Raw genomic sequence first — 23446 nt, 5'->3', positions numbered from 1 at the left:
CCCATCGCGTTGGCTCAATCCTCCGCCTCGCGGCTGCACGCACCCAGCCCTGCTCCTTCTCCCACCCCCCATTTGCCGGTCGGTCTTATGCGTACGCCAGGGGGAGCGTGACTTCGAAGCAGCAGCCGCCGGCCACATTGCGGACGCCCGCGTGGCCCTCGTGTGCCTCGACGATGCCACGCACGATGGCGAGTCCGAGGCCTGCACCGGCTGGGGGTGTTCGGGCATGGCTGCCGCGCCAGCCGGTGTCAAAGACCCTGGGCAGATCTTCCTCGGGGATCCCGCCACAGCCGTCGGTCACCGAGAGGACCACGGTGTCCTCACTGCGTTGCGCTGTCACCGCGACCGTCCCGTCGGCGGGGGTGCGGCGGATCGCGTTGATCAGGAGGTTGTCCAGGACCCGGCTCATCTCCTTGCTGTCGACATCCACAGGAACGGCGTCGATACGGTTCCCGACCAGCCGTACACGGTGCTCGCGGGCCAGCGGATCGGCGCCCGCGAGGGCGTCGCCGACCAGATCGTAGACGGAGGTGCGGGTGGGCGACAGGGTGAGCGATCCGGCGTGGATCCGGGAGAGTTCGAAGAGGTCGCCGACCATGTCGTTCATGCGCTCCACCTCTGTGCGGATTTGCCGTAGGTAACGCCGGGAGTCGGTGGCCATGTCGTCCTCCAGCGCCTCGGACATGGCCCGAAGCCCGGCGAGGGGGGTCCGCAGATCGTGCGAGATCCAGGCGACGAGTTCACGCCGCGATGTTTCCAGTGCGCGCTCCCGGTCGCGGGAACTGTCGAGTTTGGCACTGGTGGCAGCCAGTTCCTTTGTCAGGGAGGCGAGTTCGGCTGTTGCCCGCTCTGCGGGGGCGGCGAACGTGCCGCCGTCACCGAACAAGCGGGCCGCGAGCGTCAGGTCGCGGCTCCTGGCAGCGACCCAGCGACCCAGCAGCACCGCAGTGATGAGGGACACCACGGCGGCCATGGCGACAACAGTCGTGACAACGGTCAGATCGTGCGGCGACAGGAACATCGCCCAGGCGACCGCGAGCGTTCCGGCAAGCATCGCGGTCACGGCGACAGCAGCAACGACAGTGAGCGACACCACGAGCGAACGATGCCGGAAGAACCGCAGGGCGAGCGCACCGAGCAGTCCGGCCACCGCGGCACCCAGAAACGCGAAGAGCGCGATGAGGAGTATGTCGGTCATGACGGGCCCGCACCGGTCGTCGCACCAGGGTGCGGGTGCGGGGCCAGGTCCAGGCGGTAGCCCACCCCCCACACAGTCTGGATCAACTGCGGACGGGCCGGGTCCGTCTCGACCTTCCCGCGCAGTCGCCGCACGTGGACCGTCACCGTCGACAGGTCGCCGAAGTCCCAGCCCCAGACCTCCCGCATCAGTTCCTCCCGGGTGAAAACCTGGGAAGGGTGACGCAGAAGGAAGGCGAGCAGGTCGAACTCCCGCAGGGTAAGGGCTAGTTCCTGACCCTCCCGTGTCGCTCGGCGGGCCGCGAGGTCGAGACGGAGTCCGGCGCCCTGCAGCGGGGCCCGGGGAGAGGCGGCGGTGGGCACCGCGGCGCGGCCCCGGCGCAGCACCGAGTCGACGCGTAGCACCAGTTCGCGCGGGCTGAACGGTTTGGTGACGTAGTCGTCCGCGCCCGTCTCCAGGCCAAGGATGCGGTCGTCCTCGTCCCCGCGCGCCGTCAGCATGATGACCGGCACGGAACCATCAGCCCGCATCCGGCGGCAGACCTCGAACCCGTCCATGCCGGGCAGCATCAGATCGAGGACGACCAGGTCCGGCCGGTGTCCGGCGAAGCACTCCAGCGCCGTCGGACCGTCGTCCGCCCGCTCGACGTCGTACCCCGCCCGGTCCAGGTAGCTGACGACGACCTCGGCGACCGTCGGATCGTCGTCGACGACGAGGACGTGGTCGCGTTCGGTACCGGGGCAGGGGTGAGTACCTGGGCCTGAACCGTCCGGGATGTTCTCCATCTGACCACCCTGGCATGCATGTGCGGCACGCGCGGCACCCGTCCGCTGCTACAGGGCCGACGTCCATTTTTCGTAAGAAGATGGAGCCCGAAATGCCGGTTTCTGCTCCGTAGGGTGAGCGGCGTGACCGATTCTTCCCTGGCGGGCCCTCCGTCCGCCCATATCCCTACGCCGAGTGCCGACGTCGTCCTGCCCTGTCTGGACGAAGCAGCGGCCCTGCCCCGAGTGCTGACCGCCGTCCCGGACGGCTGGCGCGCGATCGTCGTCGACAACGGTTCCACCGACGGCTCGGCCGAACTGGCCCGCTCGCTCGGTGCGACTGTCGTGCACGAGCCGCGGCGTGGCTTCGGCGCCGCCTGCCATGCCGGGCTGCTCGCCGCCGAGGCGGAGTTCGTCTGCTTCTGCGACTGCGACGGCTCCCTCGACCCCGGCCTGCTCCCCGCCTTCGTACGCCGGATCGCCGACGGCGAGACCGACCTGCTGCTCGGTCGCCGGTGCCCCGAGGGCCGCGGTGCCTGGCCGCTGCACGCCCGGGCCGGCAATTTCGCGCTGGCCCGGATGCTGCGCCGCCGCACCGGTCTGCGGCTGCACGACCTCGGCCCGATGCGGGCCGGGCGCCGGGCCGAACTGCTCGCACTCGGCCTCACCGACCGGCGCAGCGGCTATCCGTTGCAGATGGTGGTCCGCGCGGCGGACGCCGGTCTGCGGGTCACGGAGACCGATGTTCCGTATCTCCCCCGCAGCGGAAAGTCGAAGGTCACCGGCACCTGGAGGGGTACCTGGCAGGCGGTGCGCGACATGCGAGCGGTACTGCTCCAGCCACCGGCCGGGACGGCTCCGGGGACCGTGCGCCCGGGGGTGCCCCGGTGACCGCCCCAGTCGGCCCCGGTGCGGCCGAGGGCTCGTCCGGCCCGACGACCGTGCTGGTCATCGCCAAGGAACCGCTGCAGGGTCGGGTCAAGACCCGGCTCACACCGCCGTTCACACCCGCCCAGGCCGCCCGGCTTGCCGAGGCGGCGCTCGGTGACACTCTGCGGACCGTGTGCACCCTGCCCGCCCGGCGCCGCGCCGTCGTCCTCGAAGGACGGCCGGGACCGTGGCTGCCGCCCGGCATCGAGGTGCTGCCGCAGGGCACCGGCCGCCTCGACGAACGGCTCGCCGCGGCCTTCGCCTGGTGTACCGGCCCGACTCTCCTCATCGGCATGGACACCCCTCAGATCACCGCCGCCCATCTGGCCGCCGCGCTCCGTCCCGCCGCCTGGGACGGCTGCGACGCCTGGTTCGGACCGGCCGACGACGGCGGCTTCTGGGCGCTGGGCCTGGCCGTCCCCGCCCCGGAACTCCTGCTCGGCGTCCCCATGTCCGTACCCGAGACCGGCGCGGTCCAGCGCCGACGCCTGGTCGACGCCGGGCTGACCGTGCGCGACCTTCCGCGGTTGCGTGACGTGGACACCGCACAGGACGCCGTCGCCGTCGCCGCCGCGGCGCCGCACGGCCGGTTCGCCGCGACGCTCGCCCTGCTGACCCCGGCGGAGGCCCAATGAACCCGGTCCCTCACCGCAGCAGGCTGGTCAGGTCACCCCCGTCCCCCGACCATGGCACCACGTCCTGGGGCACCGATCCGTACGCCGACGCGCTGCGCAACGGTCACGGACCGCTCTTCCTCCGCCGTACCGACGGCCGGCTGTTGCCCCTGGACGTCGAACGCTGGTGCGCGAACGCCGATGCCGCCGACCTGTCGGCACTGCGCCGTTGCGAAGGCCCCGTGTTGGACATCGGTTGCGGGCCAGGCCGGCTGGTCGCCGAGCTCGCCGTGCGTGGCCATCGCGCACTCGGCATCGACATCAGTGAGACCGCCGTCGCCCACACCCTTCGACTCGGCGGAGCGGCACTGCACCGCTCCGTCTTCGACCCGCTGCCGGGCGAGGGCCGCTGGGGCACCGCCCTGCTCCTCGACGGCAACATCGGCATCGGCGGGAACCCACCCCTCCTCCTGCGCCGCACGGCCGACCTGCTCGCCCCGGGCGGTCTGCTCATCGCCGAGACGACACCACAGGACATCGACGAGAGACTCCAGGTCCGGCTGGACGACGCACGCGACACAGCGGCCGCCGACACGGGCGCCTTCGGCCCCACGACCGCCTCACCGTTCCCCTGGGCCCGGCTCGGCACACCGGCCCTGCTGCGGTACGCGCAGGCGTACAGATGGCAGCCCGTCGATCAGTGGGAGGCGGACGGCCGTCCCTTCGTGTCCCTGCGCCGCGACCGGGCGGTACGGATGACGAGCAAGAGCGCCGAGCCCGCGAACAGCAACCCCGTGATCAGCAGCCAGTTCCCCAGGAACACATCGAGGGACAGCCCGCTGTAGGGCTCGTACCGCACCGCGTGCCGGGTGATCAGCGGCCACCACATCAGCAGGAGCAGGCCGGAGAGGAAGGCCGGTACGCGGACGTAGGTGACCAGCCCGGTACGGGGCCCGAGCGACCGGCGCAGGACCAGGTCGGCCGACGCGTACAGCGGCAGCAGCACCAGATCGTGCAGGAGCGCGGAGCCGATGAACCACACCACGATCGCGAACGTGTCGCCCGCCAGCAGCCGCACGCCCGCATAGCCCGCGAGGGCGAACGTCGCGGCCAGCAGGAGGAGATGCAGCGGACCATCCCCGTACCGACGCCGCAGGAACACCCGAGGACTCACCCTGTTCACAGCTCTCCGAAGGTCAGTCGGGCCACCCATTTGGTGTTGTGCACGCCGGGGGCCGCCGGGACGATGATCCGCGCCGGATATCCGTGATCGAGCGACAGGTCCTCGCCGTTGACCTGCAATGCCAGCAGCGAGCGCGGGTCGCGCACCTGGTTGTCGCGGAGCGCCACCTCGCGGAACGCCCCCCTGCGCTGAACGGATTCCACCAGCACCCCCGGCGGCCGGTCCGGATATCCCGCGAGTGCCGCCAGATCCCTCAGCCGCACCCCGCGCCACCACTGGTCCGACGTCGCCCAGCCCTCCACACACGCGATCGGCAGCGCCGCGCTGTACTGGTCCATGGCCAGCAGCTGTTCCCGGCTGAGCCGGATCTCCCCGGCGGGCCCGCTGACGGTGAGCCGCCAGTCCCTCCCCGTATCGGCGGCCGTCACTCCGACGGACGCGGCCGTCTTGTTGATCTGGAATCCGTTCGGCCCCGGGCCCGGTTCCGCTCCGCCGTGCGGGGTGAGGAGTGAGATCTGTCTCGGTGGCCCGTCGAAGCTCCGGCCCGCCGAGGTGATCAGCAGCAGCAGCGAACCGCCGCTCGCCATGGCGAGCGCGCCGCGCCGGGAGACGGTCGCCGCAACGGGTGCGGGCGAGGCCAGTTCATCCACCTCTCCCGGCGCGGATCCTTCCAGCCGGCCGCCCCGCAGCACCCGTACGGCCCGCGGCAGTTTCAGCCCGGTGTGGGCGAGGAACGCGGCGAAGAAGACCCACGCCCCGTAGAAGTGCAGCGGATAGAACGACCCCGGGAACACGTACTCCAGCTGGATGTTGAGCAGTCCGGTGACGAACTCGAACAGCGCCCCGCCGACGAGCAGCAGCAGCGACAACCGCTCCAGCGCATGCGCCACCGACCGGGCCGGCGGCAGCGCGAAGAGCTTCGGGATCACCGACCACAGCTTCGCCAGCAGCACGGGCACGAGGACGATGCCCACCGTGACATGCAGTCCCTGTGTCAGCCGGTACAGCCAGTGCGGGCCGGTCGGCCAGGCGAAGAGGTAGAAGCCCAGCAGGCCCTTGCCGGGTGTCTTGTCGTTGATCGGTGCGAGGTCCGGGTTGTACGCGGCATAGGAGAGCAGACCGGTCACGAACAGCAGAGTGATCCCGGCGAGCAGGACCAGCCCGAGCACGGCCGTGAACCTGACGCCGCGCACCGGGCTACGCCAGAACGCGGGCGCGGAGGGAAGCCGCCCGGTGAAGGCCGGGCCACGACCCGATGCCGAGCCCGGAAGTGAGAAGGGGGAGCCTTTTCCGAAACGTCTGTCACCCATGTCCCGAAGCTATGCCCGGGACGCCGTGCCGCAGGGCGTACGACTCCTGACGAATGTCTGACGTCACACCCAGGAGCGGGCAGCCGGAGCAAGATCTGACGGTTCGGTGACGCGACCCTGTGGCATCACGCGTAACCGCCCTGCTGTGCATAGCGTGCCTGCGTGAAGACCGAGGACCGCACAGCACATCCCACCACGGACAACATCGGGCACCGCACCGGCCGCCGCCTCGACCTGATCGCCGCCGCCGCGGGCGTTCTGCTCGTCGCCGCCGCCGTGCTCGTCGGCAGGTCGATCCAGGACGCCGACGGAAGCCTCTATGTCCACTGGCCTCCTCTGCTGGCGTCCTGGTACCCGCACACCGGCCCCGGCACCCCGGCCGCCCTCGTCGTCGCGGCGGCCGTCGTCGCGTACGGGCCGCCCCTGGCCGACCGTATCCGCCGACGGGCGCTGCTCCCGGCCGCCTGGGCGGCCTCGCTCGCCTGGGTCCTCTCGCTGGCCCTGATCGACGGCTGGGGCCGGGGCATCGCCGAACGGCTCACCACCAAACATGAATACCTCCAGGTCATCGACCGTTTCCAGGACATCGGTGCGGCCTTGCGCGGCTTCGACGACCACATCCTGATCGGCTCTCCGGACAACTGGCCCGCCCATGTCGCCGGGCACCCCCCGGGCGCCACGCTCACATTCGTCCTGCTCGACCGCATCGGGCTCGGCGGCGGCTCCTGGGCCGGGGTCTGGTGCATCGTGGTGGGCAGCTCCGCCGTCCCCGCCGCGCTGGTCGCGCTCCGTGCCCTGGCCGACGAGCGCCTCGCCCGCCGCGCCGCCCCGTTCCTGGTCCTCGCACCGGTCGCGGTGTGGACCGGCACCTCGGCGGACGCCTACTTCGCCGCCGTCGCCGCCTGGTCCGTGGCCCTCCTCGCCCTGGCCGCGACCCGTTCGGTCCGCCTCCCCATGGCCGCCGCATTCGCCTCCGGTCTGCTGTTCGGGCTGACCTGCTACCTCAGTTACGGTCTGACGCTGATCGCGTTTCTGCTGCTGGCCGTCCTCGTCCTCGCCCGTACCGCGCGCCCCGTCCCCCTCTTCCTCGCCGGAGCGCTGGTCGTCCCGGTCCTCTTCACCCTGGCAGGCTACGACTGGTGGGAGGGCTACCAATTGCTGGTCGAGCGCTATTACCAGGGGGCCGGCGGCTTCCGCCCGTACTCCTACTGGGTCTGGGCGAATCTCGCCTGCACCACGATCGCCGCGGGCCTCGCCACGGTCGCCGGACTCCGCCGCGCCGCGACCGGCGCCTCCGGTGCCGTACGCGACCTGCGTGCCGGCACCACCTGCGCGTCCCAACGGCTGATTCTGCTCTCCCTGATGGCGCTCCTGGCACTCCTGGCCGCCGACCTGTCCGGGATGAGCAAGGCGGAGACCGAGCGCATCTGGCAGCCCTTCGTCCTCTGGTTGCTGCCCGCCGCCGCCCTTCTGCCCACCGGCACCCGGCGCGGCTGGCTGACCGCGCAGGCCGTCGTCGCCCTGCTCGTCAACCACCTGCTGTGGACCGGGTGGTGACGAGAAAGAGACCGTTGAACCCATCCGCCGCGGGGTGCAGACGAATCCACGTTGACGTTCCGGCACGCCGACAAGCACCGACGGGTGCCGTCACCTGAGGTGTCGCGGAGCCCTGCCCACTCCACGGCCACACGCATTCTCAACTCCGGGCCGCCGTGGCGGCTGTGGGACGAGGCCGAGGCGGCGGCGCGCGGCGTTGTACGCGCCGATGCATTCCGTGTTCTTCATGCCGTCCGAGGGGCCGCGCGTTTGCGTGTACGTGCGCCGTGTTGCGCTCAGCGGTGCGGTGACCGTCGGACGGACAGCACCGCGACGTCGTCGTGCTGGCCGCCCTTTCCGGCGAACGCACGCGCGTCGTCGTAGAGGGCGTGCGGCAGCTCGGTGGGAGAGAGCGACGCGCGCTCGGTGAGGCGTTCGGTGACGGGGTAGAACGTGCCGTCGGCGGCGCGGGTCTCGGTGAGCCCATCGGTGGTCAGCAGCAGCGTCGCGCCGGGTGGGAAGGCGAACCAGTCGACGGTCGCGGGTTCGGCGGAGAGTTCGGCGAGACCGAGGGGGACGCCGGAGCCGATGGCCAGCGTGGTGACGGTGGTGTCGTGCACCAGTTGCGGCGGAATGTGCCCGCAGTTGATGACTTGTACCTCGTCGTGCGCGTCGACGTTGACGATGAGCGCTGTGACGAACCTTTCGTCGTCGCCGGTCTGTGCAGCATAGGAGTTGTGCCGTACGACAGAGGCATCGAGGGCATCGACGAGCGCGGTCAGGGTGGGCTCCCGGTGGGCCGCCTCACGGAAGGCGCCGATGACGGCGAACGCGGCGCCGACCGCGGGCAGGCCCTTGCCCTGGACGTCGCCGATCAGAACCCGGGTCCCCCACGGAGAGACGACGACGTCGTAGATGTCGCCGCCGACGAGCCGGTCCTCCTGCACGGGCTCGTACACGCCGTCGACCAGGACGTCGTCGGTGAGCAGAGGCAGAGGGCGCAGGATGTGGCGCTGCATCGCTGCGGCGGTGGAGCGAAGCCGCAGTGTCTCGTGCTCGCGGCGGATACGACGGTGGCAGGCGTAGACGGAGACCGCGCCCAGGGCGAGGGTGAGCAGCATCATCAGGATCCTGTCCAGCCACGACCGTCCGTCACCGTGCCGGACCACCACGGTGACGGCCACCACAAGCGTGGTCCATGCAGACACAAACTTCGTCTGGCGTACGGTGCACAGCGCCGACGCCGTCCCCGGCAGGAACACAAGGAGCCCCAGAAGCCACACCAGGGACCCGGACAGGGCACCGAGGACCATCACCAGGGCCGTCACTGACACCACGCCGATCACGACTTCGGCGTTGCGCGGTGGTTCGACGACTTCGAAAGGATGCGCGAATTTCTTCGGGTGATTACGGGTCACGGGGCCTCCCGGGCAGGTGGTGTACTCCCTGTACGGTAGGCAGGCCCAGCCGCGGGCGAGCCGCGCCCCGCCGGACGATGTCCTCTGCGCGATGAGCAGCACTACATGCAGGTTACGGCCCTTGCATCGCTCACGCGGCAGGTGGGAGCCGCGCCGCCGACTGCGCGGCTCCCACCCGGTCGGTTACTTCCGCACGCCGACCGCGCGGATGATCTCCTGCTTGACCGAGCCGCCCTTGCTGTCGGCGGCCGAGGCCCGCACGGAGATGTACCGCGCGTCGTTCGGAACCCGCACGGAGCCGGCCCAGGCGGCGGACTTGCCGCGTACGCCGTCGAGTTCGACGGATGTCCACGTCGCGCCGTCGTCGAAGGAGACCTCCAGCGTGGATCCGGTGATCTTCCCGGTGTCCGTCGCGCCCTCTATGTACTCGGAGAAGATCCCGAGATCCAGCCGCTTTCCGGCCCGCACATCACCCTGCAGGTCGGTGTCGACGTCGAACCCGAGGTTGAGCACCGGCAGATACGTCCACCGGTCGGCCGGCGTGGCGGACGACTTGAAGGTCCATTCGGAGTGGCCCTTCGTGGAGAGCCGCCAGACGTCCGGGTCCATCGTGGTGTCGGTGACCACCTTGAAGTCCTGCTCGGTCGGCTTCACGCCCCAGGCGTGCACCCCCGAGCCTTGCTTCCGGTCGACCTGCACCCCGTCCACGTACACCTCGGTGAACTGGGTCAGCGACTTCTGGTTGAACACTTCGCCGAAGCCGGTGTGGTCTGGTCCCGAGTCGCCCCAGCCCGGCGTGTTGAACTCCAGGTCGTTGCCCGCGCGACGCTGGCCCCAGCCGAGACCGGTACCCAGCCACGGGTGCAGGACCGGCTTGAACCAGTCGGTCCCGGAGCGCGTGCCGCCGCGATAGTGCACGACGCCGCTGCGCTCCTCCAGGGCACCCGGGCCGCTGGACATGGACTCGTGCCAGCCCTGGTCGGGGCCGGCGCTGACGTAGTCGGTGCGCTCCGCGGGGAACTTGATCTTCTCCTGGAATCCGATGCCGTAGGGGAAGCTGCCGGTGATCGAGTAACGGAACTCGCCGCCGTCGGCGGGCTTCGGCGCGTGGAACTTGTTGTTGACCACCGCCAGTTCCCTCTTGCCCGGCCGGTACGTCAGATCAGCGGGGATCGCCCCCGAGTACCCCTTGCTGAGGTCGTAGACATACGGCGTGAACTCGGTGCCGGTCAGTTCCACGCCCCGGCCGAGCCGAGCGGCCTCGATCAGGCGCGCCCCGTCCTGTGCGTTCACCGTCGCGCTGTACAGCGGACGAGTCTCCCCGTCGGCCGCGCCGAAGTTGGCCATCAGCCGTCCGGGAGCCTCATCGGTGACGAACAGAGCCTTGGCGCCCGCGTCCCGTGCGTTCTGGGCCAGCTCGGCGGACGTGATCGCGTCGGTGCGACGCACGACGACCGCGTTGCCCGCCACGTCCTTGCCGGCGTAGTCGGCGGGGCTTCCGGCGCCCGCGTCCACCAGGGCCATCCGCTTCTGCCCGGTGAACATGTCCGATCCGTACTGCACGGTCGTCTCGCCGAGCCGCTTGCCGCCTGCTTCGACATCGAGTTGCGGCTTGCCGAGCCGCCAGACGGTCCGGTACTCGAAGGTGCCCGTGGCGGGCTTGCGGGTCGGTGCGGCGAAGATGCTGTCGTACTTCGGCGGGACCTGCACGGCCGGCGCGAAGGACGCGCCGTTCGCGGACCGGTTGAACTTCATCAGCAGCTGACGGGTCTCGGTCCGCTGGTCCACCTCGGCCCGGATCTCCCGCAACTTCGTCCCGTCGAGGGTGACTTCGCGGTCACGGTCCATGGTGACCTCGGGCTCGGTGAGAAGACCGAGGCCGAGCGAGTCCTTGCCCTTGCTGCCACGCACGTCGAGGAAGCTGCACAGGGTGTACATGCCGGGCGGCAGACGCAGCTTGAGCGTGCCGGATTCGCCGACCGTGGCAGGGAACGGGTCTACGTCCTTGGCCAGCTGCTTTACGGTCAGGTTTGCGGCGGACGCCGCGCCGTCGCGGTCCTTGACGTGGACGGTGAGGGTGTAGCGCTCTTCCTCCTTGGTCAGGCCGAAGGACGTGTGCGCGACGACCGTGTCGCCGGCCTTGGCGACGATCCGTCCGGAGGTGGCGCCGACGGGTGCGGCGGTGCCGTCACCGGTGACCGTGGTCTGCGCGGTGCCGTGTGCCGGCACGGTGAGGGTGGAGTCGGCGAGGGTGACCACGCCGGCGGGAGCGCCCTCGGCGGTCAACGCCAGGGTGACCGGCCGGTCGGAGGCGTTGGTGTAGGTCAGCGTCTTCGTGACCGGCTTGTTCGCCTCGTAGGGCCAGCTGGTGAAGCCGAGGTCGGCACTGCCGGTCGCGGTGATCTGCGCGGCTATGGCGGACGGGACGTCCACGCGGCCCGCACCCACCTCGTACGAAGTGCCGCTGATCTGCTTGGACGTGCTCATCAGCCCGTCCTTGAGCTGCTGTCCGCTCCAGTCGGGGTGCTTCTCGGCGAGCAGCGCCGCCACGCCCGCGACGTGCGGGGTGGCCATGGACGTACCGCTCATCGATGTGTAAGGGCCGCTGCCGCTCACGAGCTGCGAGCGCGCCGCGAGGATGTTCACGCCCGGCGCGGACAGGTCGGGCTTCAGCGCGTTGTCGCCGAGGCGCGGGCCCTGGCTGGAGAAGGGGGCACGCCGGTCGGCGGAGTCGACCGCGCCGATCGTCAACGCGGAGTCGGCCGCGCCGGGGGAGCCGATGCTGCCGGGTGAGCCGGCGTTGCCGGCCGCGATCACGAACAGGGCGCCCGTGTCCTTGGAGAGGGTGTTCACCGCCTGGGCCATCGGGTCGGTGCCGTCACTGCCCTGCCGCGATCCGAGGCTCATGGAGATGATCTTGGCGTGGACGTCCTTGGCCGCCCATTCCATCCCGGCGATGATCTGCGAATCGAATCCGGAGCCCTGGTTGTTGAGAACCTTGCCGACGGCGAGCGTGGCGCCGGGCGCGACGCCCTTCTCCTTGCCGTCGGACGCCGCGCCACTGCCACCGACGGTGGAGGAGACATGGGTGCCGTGGCCGTGCCGGTCGGCGACCTCCTGCCCGTCGATGAAGCTCTTGGTCTCGCTCACCCGGTCCTTGAGATCGGGATGGGTCAGGTCCACGCCCGTGTCGAGGACGGCGACCTTGACACCCTTGCCGGTCAGCCCGGCCTCCCAGGCCGCAGGGGTGCCGATCTGGGCGTTGCTGGCCTCCATCGCGACGTCGACGCGTGCGTCCAGCCAGATCTTCGCGACGCCTCCCGACAGACGCGCACTGCCTGAAGTCGCGCCGCGTGCCCCGGAGGTGACGTCCGACGCGACCGTGCGCCAGAACTCCCCGGACTTCGACGCCTCCAGGGCCGCACCACCTATGCTCGGCAGCCCACGGACCTGACGGGCTCCGTGGGGCGTCGCGCTCCGGGCGTTCTTCGTGTACGTCACGATGAGCGGGAGGCCGTCGGACGACGGGTCACCGAGCCCCTGCTCGATCAGAGCGGTGACGTCGAAGAGTTCGGCGTCGAGGACGCCTGCCTGGAGGTAGGGCCGGGCCTCGTCGGGTACGACGGTGATCCGGCCGTCGGATATCTCGCTGCGAACCGCTCCGGTCGCGCCCTCGGGACGCTCCACGGCGACCGACTTCCGGCCCGCGCCGAGGTCGGTCACGGTCACCTGATCACCGGTGATCAGGGTGACGGTTCGCGCGGTGCTGGGTGCGTGCACGGGTGACGTGGCACGGTCGGTGCCCGCCCCCGCCGCCCCCAATGCCCCGGCTGCGACGGCCTGCCCTGCCGGCAGCAGTACGAGCGACAGCCCCGCTGCGAGCAGCCGGGATCTCCGCCTCGCGGATAATCTGGTCATGGATGACTCTCCTCCACGCACCCGGTGAATGGGTGGTTCCAGGTGCTGCGAAGAGTTTTCGCGGCGGCAAGTTGCGTGTCGACCGTTCTGCGCTGGCGGATATCTGCCTTGGCAGAGACCCGTCAGTGACGGCCGCGGAGCACGGGCTCGCCCTACGCCCAGCCGTGGCGGCGGGCGTACCAGCCGAGTTGGACGCGGGTGGTCGTCCCGGCCGGGACCATCAACCCCTGGATGCGCCGCTGCACAGAGTGCGCCGGCATTTCCACCTGCGCGGCCACCGCGTGGCCGGTGAGACCGGCGCGGATCCGGCACTGTCGGTGCGGACCAGGATGTCGGTGCCGTGCCGATAGGCGTCGGGGGTTTGCGCGAGCCAGAGATCAGCTATCCGCCGCATCGTCAGCCCCGGCAGACAGGCGACGCGGCAACCTGTATCGCGAGCCACGGCCAGTGGCAGCGCGCCGATCTTGACGTCCGGACCGGCCCTCGCAGGCCGGCCCGGACACCCGCGGTGACGGGCCCGGGAACGGCGGCACCCATGGCCGGTGCCGCTCGAGTACCGTGTCCGGGTGCCGTCAGCGCAGTGACTCGGGCAGCTCCTCCCGGTGGACGATGCCCAGGCGCTGCGTGGCGCGGGTCAGAGCCACGTACAGGTCGCTGGTCCCATACCTGGCGGGCTCCACGACCAGCACATGGTCGAATTCGAGCCCCTTCGCCTGCCGGGGGTCGAGCAGAACCACCGTGCGGGTCAGATCGGGTTCGGCACCGGCCCTGACTCCGTCCAGTGGAGCGGCGATCTCCTCGTGGAGCGCCCGCGGCGCGATCACCGCGAGGCGTCCCTCCTTGGGCATCAGCTCCGAGACCGCCTGCGCCACCGCCCCCGCCAGGTCCTCCCCGGCGTCCCGCGTCCACGGCACCTCGCCGGTGGACCGCACCGAGCCGGGCGGCTCGAAGGAAGGGTCGTCGGCGCGCACGACCCTGGCGGCCAGCTCCATGATCTCGGCGGGCGTGCGGTAGTTGACCTCGAGCCTGACGTGCTCGAAGCGGCCACCGACGTACGGCTCCAGGATCTTCTCCCACGAGCCGACGCCTGCCTCCTCGGAGGTCTGCGCGGGGTCGCCGACCAGGGTCAGCGAGCGGGTCGGCGCACGGCGCATCAGCAGCCGCCACGCCATCGGCGACAACTCCTGCGCCTCGTCGACGATGATGTGCCCGAACGCCCAGGAGCGGTCGGCGGCGGCCCGCTCGGCCGCGCTGCGGTGATCGGCCTCCTCCTGCCGCTCCGCCATCCGTTCGGCGTCGATGACGTCGTGGGCGGCCAGGACCTCGGACTCCTCGTCCTCGAACTCGTACGTCTCCGAGCCCCTCGACAGCTCCAGAACGCCCTGCGCGTACGCGATCCGCTCCTGGCGCTCGGCCTCGGCGGCGGCTCGCTCGGCGCTGTCGTCGACCCCGAGGAGTTCCGCCGCCTCGTCGAGCAGCGGAACGTCGGCGGAGGTCCACTTTCCGCCGACGGGTGCGCGCCGGATGGCTACGGCGTCCTCGTCCGATACGTACACGGGGTCGGCCAGGTAGCCGGTGAGAAACCCCTCCGGGGTGAGCGCGGGCCACAGTTCGTCGACGGCCGAGTGCACCGCCTCGCTGACGGCGACACCCTTGCCGAGCTGGGCGATGTCGTCGGGGCCGAGGAAATTGGGACCGCCGTACGGGTCGGCCCCGATTCGCTCCGTGAGCTGCGCGGTGAGGGCATCGATGATCCGGAACGCGAAGTGCGGACGGGCGAGATTGTGCGGCAGGCGGGTGTCGCGGGCCGCCTGGCGGGCCTCGTGGGCGATCTCCCAGTCGAGGAGGAGGTCCCCGTCGTCGTGCGGGATGACCAGCGGGGCGCCGGGCTCGGGCAGCCGCTGCCGGTCGCGCACGGCGAGCGCGAGCGCCTCCGCCATCGGCTCACCGCCCTTGACAGCGGCGGCACGGGGTGTGTCGGTGCCGTCGGCATGGACCCCGGGGAAGAGTTCGGCCTGCGTGGCGAGCAGGACACCGGTCTCGCCGAGCGCGGGGAGCACCTCGCCGATGTAGCTCAGGAAGGCCGGGTTGGGGCCCACGATCAGGACGGCTCGCTTGGCGAGCAGCTCACGGTGCTCGTACAGCAGGAAGGCGGCCCGGTGCAGCGCCACCGCCGTCTTTCCGGTACCGGGACCGCCCTCGACTACGAGCACACCGCGGTGCGGGGCGCGGATGATGCGGTCCTGCTCCGCCTGGATGGTCCGCACGATGTCGCCCATGCGGCCGGTGCGGGCGGAGTTCACGGCGGCGAGCAGCACCGCATCGCCGCTCGGGTCCTCGAAACCGGTGCGCTCGCGGTCCCCGACGTCGAGGATCTCGTCGTGCAACTCGGTGACGACGCGGCCCTTGGTGGTGATGTGTCTGCGCCGGCGCAGCCCCATCGGCATGTGACCGGTGGCGAGATAGAAGGGGCGGGCGACCGGCGCGCGCCAGTCGATCAGAAGGGGCGTATGCGCGGTGTCGTCCTCGCGGATTCCGATACGGCCGATATGGTGCGCGGCGCCGTCGGAGAGATCGATGCGGCCGAAACACAGCGAGCCGTCCACCGCATTCAGAGCCGCCAGCAGACCCGAGCGTTCGGCGACGAGCACGTCGCGTTCGAGACGGGCCTGCAGTCCGGTCCCGACCGGCGTCAGCGCGTCCTCGACGTGCTGTGCGGCGACTCCGCGCAGCACGTCGACACGGTCATAGAGCCGGCCGATGAATTCCTGCTCCTTCTGCAATTCGGCACTTTCCCGAGTTGACAAAATGGCTCCCTGCCGGATATGGTGCTTCTTAAGTGGCCCCCGTTGTGGGGCTTTTCTGTGGGCACACAGAAACACTCAATATACCCGGGAAAATCCCCGGTCCGCAATTGCGGACCGGGGATTTCTTGTGCTGCCGGTACTGCGGGCCCCGCATCGGGGCGACTCCTACGAGAGGCCGAGCACCTCGGCGCGTCGTCCGTCGCCCTGATGCCGTCGGCGCGCAACAGCTCCGGACGGGTCAGCAACGCCCGTTCCTCGCCCGTTCGCTCCAGGACGGTGCTGGACCGCCCGGCGGTCATGGCTTCCTCCTGACTCCCCATCGGGTCCCGGCGCTCGGCCACCGGGTCCTCACACCCGGGCCGTCACGCCCGCTGTTCTGCCGTGGCAAAGCTTCCGGCAGCCGTCTGTCAAGGATCAATACAGGCTTTGCAGGTCCGGCGTGACCGGCTGGTCGAGAACGAGCTCACCGAAGTGGCGACGGAAGCCCCGGCCTCGTACTGGAAACGCTGTACTGCCGGCTGGAGGCCGCGGAGGCGTTGAGCGCGGCTGCTTCAGCACCGACCACTCAACTTGCCTGAGTTCCAAGGTTCTAGAGTGAATCGGCATGCGGACAGTGGATGCGGAACAAGCCCGGCTGATGCGCGCTCGCGCGCAGGGCATCGGAGGCGGGCTGCGTGGCACCTCGGTGCCGGACGTAATGGCGCGGGCCTTCGCCGTGCAGGCGCAGGACGCGTCGGCCGCGGCGCTCGGGCTGAGGGCCCGGGCCGTCGACCTCACGGCCGAGGCCGTGGACAGGGCGACGAACGTCGAGCGGAGCGTCGTACGCGGCTGGTTCATGCGCGGCACGCTGTATCTGGTATCCGCAGCCGATCTGCACTGGCTGACCGTGCTGCTGGGCCCGGTCTTCCTGAAGCTCAGCGCCCGGCGCTACCGCGAGCTCGGCCTGGACGACGATGCGCTCGCCCGTGCCGAGCGCCTGATCACGTCCGCGCTGGCCGCCGAGGGCCCGCTGACCCGCGCCGAGCTCGCCGAACGGCTGGCCGGGGCCGGACTGCCCCCCCGCGGCCAGGTACCGTTCCACCTCGTACGGCGCTGTGCGCTGCTGGGGCAGATCTGCCACGGCCCCACCAAGGACGACGGCGAGGCCACGTTCGTCCTGCTCGACGACTGGCTGCCGGCGGACGGCGGCCCCGCCCTCGACGTGGAGTCGGCCGCTGTCGAGCTGGCCCGCCGCTATCTGGCCGCCCACGCGCCCGCCGCCCTGGAGGACTTCACGACGTGGTCGGGGCTGCCTGCCGCGATGGCCCGAAGGGCCTGGCGGACGCTTGAGGACGCCGGCGAGTCCGTGGCGTGCGAGGTGGCGGGACAGCGCTGCGCACTGCCCGCGGAGCGCATCGAGGCGACCGCTGAACCGGCGCTGGACGTCCGGCTGCTGCCGGCATACGACAATTACCTGGTCGGCTATCGGACCCGCGCGCTCTCCGTGGCCGTGCCTTACGAGCGGCAGGTCTGGCCCGGCGGCGGGCAGATCCGGCCGACGGTCACGGTGGACGGCCTGGCCTGTGCGACCTGGAGCAAGCGGAACCGGGGCAGGGCTGTGGCCCTCACCCCCTTCGGAGAGTTGACGGACGACATGCTCGCGGGCATTGCCGCCGAGGAGGCGGACATCGCCCGGTTCCTCGGGTGAACCGCTGCGCCGTACCAGGGACGCGCTGGTCGCCGACTACGCCCACGGCGGGTTGCCGTTCGATCTGCTCGTGGACCGGCTCCAGCCCCCTCGGGCCGGCAACCGGACTTCCTTCTTCCGAGTGCGCGTCCAGGTCGAGGAGGGTGCTGGAACGCCGACCGGCTACGAGGAGCTGCCCGAGTTCCACGCGCTGCAGGCCGAGGGCCTGGTGCCCGGGTTCGTGACCGCCAAGTTCGACCTGAACTTCACGGTGCGCGTGGCCCAGGACGGTTCGGTGAAGGTCCGGGTGTTTCGCAGCGGGCCGGGTCGACGCCGTCCGCCATGCGGCGACAGTCCTCGGCGCCGCCGGCCGAGCACGTTCGAGCCGCTCGCCTTGGTTTCGTCCGGCAGTGTGCGGGTCACAACCATCCGCAGCGCTGTGCCTGCAAGGCCATCTGGAAGCGGTTCGCGGCGCCCAGCTGGGCCATCAGGATCTGCAGGCGGCGGAACAGCGTGCGGCGGCTGATTCCCATCTCGCGGGCGATGACGTCGTCGCTCGCGCCGCCCGCGAGGAGCCACAGCAGGCGGCGGTCGGCGGGTGGCAGGCCGCCTGGGCGGGTGGTGCGGCCGTGGAACGGCAGGGCGTTCTGCCAGGACTGCTCGAACAGTGCCACGAGTGCGGAGAGCAGGCCGCACGGCTGCACGACCAGCATGGTGTTGTGCACGTCGGCCTCTTTGATCGACAACGACACGAGCGCGTACGCCTCGTCGATGATCACGAGTTTGACCGGCACCGACGGCAGTACCCTGGCCTGTTCGCCGGCCTTGATGCACGGTTCGATGACCTCCTTCAGGTGGCCCGGATGCTCCAGCGACTCCCGCGAGTACACGACACGCTGCGTCACACCGCGGGCGAGCGTGGCCAGCGCGTCGTCCGTGGCCCCGGACAAGGGGAAGTACGGTGGTGACTCGAACTGCCGGATCTGATCGCGGGCGCTCGCCCAAGCGTGACGAATCCTGGGGCCGATGGCGTCGCCGGTCACGACCTCGACGAGATTGTCGTTGTACGCGGCGAGCCGCTGTCGCCGGAACGACTCGAACGCGCCCCCGACGGTGATGCGCGACTCCTCGAGCTCGGCCGCCCGATGCCGGGCGAGGATCTCCAGGCCCGCGGTGGGCGGAACCGGGGCCACCACGTCCGCGCCCTCTTCGGCGGCACTGGCCAGACCGGCGTCGACCAGTGCGCCGTACGCCGTGGAGAGTTCGGCAGCGCCCAGACCGGCCGCGGTTCCGATGGCACTCAGCGGAGCGGGGGCCAGCTCCAGCAGCGCCAGATAGACCTGGCCCGCCGCGTGATCGATTCCCAGAAGCCGAAGGGCCTCGCCGAGTTTCGCGTTCGTCATACGCCGCATTATCGACGGCTCCTGTCGGGGCTATGGCCGATCTGTGCCAGTGGCAGTCTTCGGCACCAAGCGCGCGCGGTGCGGGATACGGTCCGGGAGCCGCCATCGACCGGTGGCAGCGAGGGCGCCCGGACCGCACCGGGAGGGAGCTCGGCCTGTCCGTATGGCCCCCTCTGCCCCTCGCCGCTGAGGAACTCACCCAGAAGAAGGTGCATGACGTGGCGAAAGGCCGAAAGAACGGTCTCTACTCAGGGATCTCCGAGGAACTGTCCGCTCTGATGCGGACGGGGTGGGCGGACACCGAGCGGCACGACCTGCGGCTCGGCGAGCAGGCTCCGTATGCGGCCCGCCGCCGCGCCGCGCTCTCCGCGCGCTTCCCCGGCGAACGCCTCGTGATTCCCGCGGGGAATCTCAAGGTCCGTTCGAACGACGACACCTACCCGTTCCGCCCGTACTCGGGCTACGTGCACATGACCGGAGACCAGGCCCGGGACGGCGCGCTCGTCTTCGAACCCCGTGCGGACGGCGGCCATGACGCCTACTGCTACCAGCTGCCGCGGGACAGCAGGGACAACGACGAGTTCTGGACCGGCGCCACGGCGGAGCTGTGGATGGGCCGGCGCCGCTCCCTCGCCGAGTCGGAGTTCGTACTCGGTCTGCCCTGCCGGGACGTCCGCACGGCGGCCGGTGACCTGGCCGCCGCCTCCGGTGCGCCGACCCGGATCGTCCGGGATCTCGACCCGTCCCTGGAGGCCGCCGTCACCACAGATGAGGAGCGCGACGCCGAACTGGAAGAGGCGCTCAGCGATCTCCGCCTCGTCAAGGACGACTGGGAGATCGCCGAGCTCCGCAAGGCCGTGGACTCCACGGTGCGCGGATTCACCGATGTGATCGGTGAGCTCTCCCGGGCGATCGCGTCGTCCGAGCGGTGGATCGAGGGCACGTTCTTCCGCCGCGCACGCCTCGAGGGCAATGCCGTCGGCTACGGCTCGATCTGCGCCGCGGGCGAGCACGCCACGATCATGCACTGGACGGACAACGACGGTCCGGTGCGCCCGGGGGACCTGCTCCTGCTCGACGCCGGAGTGGAGACGCACACCCTCTACACCGCCGACGTCACGCGCACGCTTCCGATCAGCGGAACCTTCACTCCTCTGCAGCGCAAGGTCTACGACGCGGTGTACGAGGCCCAGGAGGCCGGCATGGCCGCCGTCAAGCCGGGCGCCGCGTACCGCGACTTCCACGAGGCGTCCCAGCGCCACCTGGCGGCCCGGCTGGTCGAGTGGGGCTTCATCGAAGGCCCGGCCGACCGCGCGTACGAACTCGGCCTCCAACGCCGCTTCACCATGGCGGGCACCGGTCACATGCTCGGTCTGGACGTCCATGACTGCGCGCAGGCCCGGCACGAGGAGTACGTCGACGGCGTGCTGGAGCCGGGCATGGTGCTCACCGTCGAGCCCGGCCTGTACTTCCAGCCGGACGATCTCACCGTGCCCGAGGAGTGGCGCGGCATCGGCGTCCGGATCGAGGACGATCTGGTCGTCACCGACGACGGTCACGAGAACCTGTCGGCGGGTCTGCCACGGTCGGCGGACGACGTCGAGGCGTGGATGGCCCGGTTCGCGGGTTGAGTGCGGTGAAGAAGGGGCCCGGTGCCGGATCCCGCCGGATCGAACGGGTGCCGACCGGCAACGCCTGGGCCTGCCGCAGGGGCCCGGCCCGGAAAGCCGCCCTCGGAGGCCTCGTCGCGACCGGCGAGCCGGCCGGGACCCACCGGGCCCCAGGTCAAGGGCGCAGTCGAACGTCTGCCCTGCCACCGCAGGATGGCCACTGGCCGGCCGTGTAGACAACCCCGTGGGCCGATGCGCCCGGGCCGGCCGCGGCCGCCGCGGCGCCCGGACGACGGCCCCGGCTCGTCATCGCCCGTCCAGCAGGGACCGCAGTCCCACGGCGAGGCGTTCGTACTCTGCGGGCAGGTTGTAGATCTGCCCGCAGATCCGGATGCCGCCGCTGCCCGGCCAGGGCCAGGTCAGCACCCGGCAGCCCAGCCGGGTCGCGATCTTCTCGCGCAGGGCGGCAGCCTCGGCATGGGTGCGGGCGAGGCCGGGCGGCAGGCGCAGGGCCCGCATGGCGAGGCCGTCGTCGGCGGGCAGTGGGGTCACGCCAGGGAGGCGGGCGAGAAGGTCGGGGCCCTCGGGGGCGGCGAGCCAGCCGGTGTAGTCGGCGGTGGCCCGGTACTCGACCGCGCGAGGGAAGCCGCGGTCGTCCTCCCAGGAGGGAACGGGAGCGGACATCCGCTCCCGGTGGGTGGGGGACACCGCGAGCAGAGCGCTGTCGCCACCGTCGCCCTTCGCCACCTATCGCTTCCGCGGCCATGAGGCCCTGTTCGGGCTGCTGATGCCGGGACTCGTCGTCCCCGCGCAGGTCACCCTGGTGACGCTTTTCAAGATGATGGCCGAGCTCCAGTGGCTCGACACCCATCAGGCGGTCATCGCCCCCAACCTGGCGCTGCCCTTCGGCATCTTCCTGATGCGGCAGTCGATGGCCGCGCTGCCGAAGGAACTGCTCGACTCGGGCCGGATGGACGGCTGCGGTGAACTGCGGCTGTTCTGGCGGGTCGCGCTGCCGCCGATGTGCCCGGCCCTCGCGGCCCTGGCCATCTTCCTCTTCCTCTATCAGCGGAACGACTTCGTCTGGCCACTGATCGTGCTGCGCGATGACACCTCCTTCACCATCCCCGTCGCGCTCGCCTCGCTCCAGGGACTGGACGAGACCGACTACGGCGCCATCCTGGCGGGTACCTCGATCGCCGCCGTCCCCATGGCGGTGGTGTTCCTTCTCCTCCAACACCACTTCGTCTCCGGCCTGCTCGCGGGAGCGGTGAAGGAATGACCACGAACACACATCAGCAGATGCAGACGGTCAAGCACGACGCCGTGACCACCGCGCACGAGGCCCCGGCCCTCGCGGAACCGCTCCTCGAGGAGGTGTCGATCGCCGTCCTCGCACCGGGCGGAGGCCCAAGCCCGCGCTGGACCCTGACCGAACTCCCGGGCAGGCTGCGGAAGCTGGACGTACGGGCCCAGGGCACCCCCGTGGAGATCCGTCTCTCGGTGCCGCTCGGCGAGCCGCGGGCTACTGGCATCCACTCCGACCTGGTGATGTGATCGGGCGGCGCGACGGCCGAGGCGGTGGCCCGGCAGATGATCGGGGCGCTGCACGCGGTGCCGCAGATCTCCGTACGCCTGGACGAGGTCCCGCCGGAGCATCGGGAGGTGGTGCGCTTCTGGCTCGGGTGGTGGCACCTCCACCGCGAGCTGCTGCTCGACGGCCGCATCGAGCCGGGACAGCCTGACGAGCTGTACCCGCTGGTGGCGGCGGCCAGGGGCGACGAGTGCCTGCTGAGCCTGCATGGCGACCGGGTGGCGGTCCTCGACTTCGCCGCGTACCGCCGCTTCCACCTGGTCAACGGCTCGGACCGGGACCGGGTGATGGTGGAGGTCACCGGGGGCGGCGGCCCGGTACGGGCACGGGTCCACGGGCCGGACGGCCGTATGATGGCTGATCCTCTGACGCTCCTGCCGGAGGGGCCACCCGCTGGCCGCCCCACGCGGCGGTGCGCTGTCGCTCACACTCACGGAAGGACCGCGATGAAGGTCGGCATCACCGACGTCGCAGCCCATGCACAGGTCAGCGAGGCCACCGTCAGCCGGGTGATCAACCGGCGTCAGGGCGTGTCGCGCAAGACGCGGGAGGCGGTCGAGCGGGCCATGGCCGAGCTCGGCTACGAGCGTCCTACCCAGGGGCAACTGGTAGCCGTGGTGACCGAGTTCGTCTCCAATCCGTTCTTCGCCGATGTTGCCGAGCGGATCGAGTCGTCGCTCGCGCCGCACGGCCTCAAGACGGTGCTGTGCCCCGTCTTCCCCGGCGGTGTGCAGGAGCTGGACTTCCTCTCCGCCCTGGTGGACAAGGGTGTCGCGGCGGTCGTCTTCCTGTCGGCGTCCAACACGGTGGAGGGCGCCGACACCGACAGCTACGAGCTGTTGCGTCAGCGCCGCGTCCCGTACGTGGGCATCAACGGTGAGTTCGCCGACGGGGTGCCGGCGCCGGTTTTCTCCACCGACGACGCGCTCGCGGCCGAACTGGCCGTGGACCACCTCCACCGCCTCGGGCACCGGCGCATCGGCATGGCCTCCGGCCCGTCGGGCAACCGGCCCGCCGATCGCCGGGTGAGGGGCTTCGTCGACGCCATGACCCGCCGCGGCGCGGACGACGCGGAGCGGTGGGTCGTGCGGCAGTCCTACACCGTGGAGGGCGGACAGGCGGCCGCCGCGTCCCTGGTCGCGCTCGGGGCCACCGCGATCGTCGCGGCCAGCGATTACATGGCGCTGGGCGCTGTCCGTGGCATCCGGCGGCAGGGTCTGTCGGTGCCGGACGACGTCTCGGTGGTGGGTTACGACGGCTCTTCGGTCACCGAGTTCACCGACCCGGCCCTGACCACGGTCCGCCAGCCCGCGGACCGGCTGGCCCTGGAGGTGGGCCGCAGCGTGCTGGCCCTGGTCAGCAACCGCGAGGTGCCCACCGGCGAACTCCTCTTCGACCCGGAACTGGTCATCCGCGCCTCCACGGGTCCGGCACCTCGCCGGGCGGCGTCTTCAAATGTCACGCCCGCATCAGCAGAGACGCAAGGGTGACAGCT

The 23446-nt window shown here is 70.9% G+C and carries 17 protein-coding genes; 9 read left to right on the top strand and 8 right to left on the bottom strand.

Annotated elements, in window-relative coordinates; all coding sequences use genetic code 11:
- Positions 1-85 precede the first annotated feature (85 nt).
- Entirely contained in the window at positions 86-1198 is a 1113-nt protein-coding gene (locus ACZ7IB_RS15810; RefSeq protein WP_470913036.1) for a sensor histidine kinase, read from the bottom strand.
- Complete coding sequence (locus ACZ7IB_RS15805) at positions 1195-1983, bottom strand: response regulator transcription factor (protein WP_470913035.1); 789 nt, start codon at positions 1981-1983, stop codon at positions 1195-1197. Before ACZ7IB_RS15805 ends, ACZ7IB_RS15810 begins: the two co-directional genes overlap by 4 nt.
- Positions 1984-2106: 123 nt before the next feature.
- Between ACZ7IB_RS15805 and ACZ7IB_RS15800 the strand changes: the two genes are divergently transcribed.
- The 3 genes from ACZ7IB_RS15800 to ACZ7IB_RS15790 are packed head-to-tail and all read left to right on the top strand — an operon-like array spanning position 2107 to position 4351.
- Positions 2107-2853: a glycosyltransferase family 2 protein gene (locus ACZ7IB_RS15800; protein WP_470913034.1), complete on the top strand. Its 747-nt coding sequence runs from the start codon at positions 2107-2109 to the stop codon at positions 2851-2853.
- Positions 2850-3527 (top strand): TIGR04282 family arsenosugar biosynthesis glycosyltransferase, encoded by a 678-nt coding sequence (locus ACZ7IB_RS15795; protein ID WP_470913033.1) that lies wholly within the window; start codon positions 2850-2852, stop codon positions 3525-3527. Before ACZ7IB_RS15800 ends, ACZ7IB_RS15795 begins: the two co-directional genes overlap by 4 nt.
- Complete coding sequence (locus tag ACZ7IB_RS15790) at positions 3524-4351, top strand: class I SAM-dependent methyltransferase (protein WP_470913032.1); 828 nt, start codon at positions 3524-3526, stop codon at positions 4349-4351. The genes ACZ7IB_RS15795 and ACZ7IB_RS15790 overlap by 4 nt, the downstream gene beginning before the upstream one ends.
- Before the next feature lie 334 nt (positions 4352-4685).
- Here ACZ7IB_RS15790 and ACZ7IB_RS15785 read toward each other — a convergent pair whose 3' ends face one another.
- Positions 4686-5999 carry a molybdopterin-dependent oxidoreductase gene (locus ACZ7IB_RS15785; RefSeq protein WP_470913031.1) on the bottom strand — a complete coding sequence of 438 codons (1314 nt, stop codon included), beginning with the start codon at positions 5997-5999 and terminating at the stop codon, positions 4686-4688.
- A 162-nt stretch (positions 6000-6161) separates the two neighbouring features.
- Between ACZ7IB_RS15785 and ACZ7IB_RS15780 the strand changes: the two genes are divergently transcribed.
- Positions 6162-7556, top strand: coding sequence for a hypothetical protein (locus ACZ7IB_RS15780; RefSeq protein ID WP_470913030.1), 1395 nt, complete (start codon positions 6162-6164; stop codon positions 7554-7556).
- A 275-nt stretch (positions 7557-7831) separates the two neighbouring features.
- Here ACZ7IB_RS15780 and ACZ7IB_RS15775 read toward each other — a convergent pair whose 3' ends face one another.
- From ACZ7IB_RS15775 to ACZ7IB_RS15765, 3 genes are all read right to left on the bottom strand, one after another.
- Positions 7832-8953, bottom strand: a complete 1122-nt coding sequence (locus ACZ7IB_RS15775; protein WP_470913029.1) for a PP2C family protein-serine/threonine phosphatase — start codon at positions 8951-8953, stop codon at positions 7832-7834.
- Between the two features lie 183 nt (positions 8954-9136).
- Complete coding sequence (locus ACZ7IB_RS15770) at positions 9137-12871, bottom strand: S8 family serine peptidase (protein ID WP_470913028.1); 3735 nt, start codon at positions 12869-12871, stop codon at positions 9137-9139.
- 572 nt (positions 12872-13443) lie between these two features.
- Entirely contained in the window at positions 13444-15654 is a 2211-nt protein-coding gene (locus tag ACZ7IB_RS15765) for a HelD family protein (protein ID WP_470913027.1), read from the bottom strand.
- Positions 15655-16282: 628 nt separating this feature from the next.
- On the opposite strand from ACZ7IB_RS15765, the gene ACZ7IB_RS15760 reads away from it, so the two are divergent.
- On the top strand, positions 16283-17365 hold the full coding sequence (locus ACZ7IB_RS15760) for a winged helix DNA-binding domain-containing protein (protein WP_470913026.1): 1083 nt from the start codon (positions 16283-16285) through the stop codon (positions 17363-17365).
- A gap of 398 nt (positions 17366-17763) precedes the next feature.
- Here ACZ7IB_RS15760 and ACZ7IB_RS15755 read toward each other — a convergent pair whose 3' ends face one another.
- Positions 17764-18747 carry a LuxR family transcriptional regulator gene (locus ACZ7IB_RS15755; protein ID WP_470913025.1) on the bottom strand — a complete coding sequence of 328 codons (984 nt, stop codon included), beginning with the start codon at positions 18745-18747 and terminating at the stop codon, positions 17764-17766.
- Positions 18748-18965: 218 nt separating this feature from the next.
- On the opposite strand from ACZ7IB_RS15755, the gene ACZ7IB_RS15750 reads away from it, so the two are divergent.
- A complete protein-coding gene (locus ACZ7IB_RS15750) occupies positions 18966-20378 on the top strand; it encodes an aminopeptidase P family protein (protein WP_470913024.1) in 1413 nt (470 codons plus the stop codon).
- Positions 20379-20663: 285 nt separating this feature from the next.
- Here the strand turns inward: ACZ7IB_RS15750 and ACZ7IB_RS15745 are convergent, their stop codons facing one another.
- The gene (locus tag ACZ7IB_RS15745) at positions 20664-21041 is read right to left on the bottom strand and encodes a hypothetical protein (protein ID WP_470913023.1); all 378 of its coding nucleotides are present in this window, start codon (positions 21039-21041) and stop codon (positions 20664-20666) included.
- A gap of 13 nt (positions 21042-21054) precedes the next feature.
- Between ACZ7IB_RS15745 and ACZ7IB_RS15740 the strand changes: the two genes are divergently transcribed.
- From ACZ7IB_RS15740 to ACZ7IB_RS15730, 3 genes are read left to right on the top strand one after another with little or no spacing between them, the layout of a single operon-like run.
- Positions 21055-21639: a carbohydrate ABC transporter permease gene (locus tag ACZ7IB_RS15740; RefSeq protein WP_470913022.1), complete on the top strand. Its 585-nt coding sequence runs from the start codon at positions 21055-21057 to the stop codon at positions 21637-21639.
- Positions 21636-21914, top strand: a complete 279-nt coding sequence (locus tag ACZ7IB_RS15735; protein WP_470913021.1) for a hypothetical protein — start codon at positions 21636-21638, stop codon at positions 21912-21914. Before ACZ7IB_RS15740 ends, ACZ7IB_RS15735 begins: the two co-directional genes overlap by 4 nt.
- A 24-nt stretch (positions 21915-21938) precedes the next feature.
- Complete coding sequence (locus ACZ7IB_RS15730; protein ID WP_470913020.1) at positions 21939-23441, top strand: LacI family DNA-binding transcriptional regulator; 1503 nt, start codon at positions 21939-21941, stop codon at positions 23439-23441.
- The last annotated feature ends 5 nt before the right edge of the window (positions 23442-23446 follow it).

The sequence above is a fragment of the Streptomyces sp. NPDC037301 genome (assembly GCF_055602785.1).
This window is presented reverse-complemented; position numbering and strand designations above follow the sequence as displayed.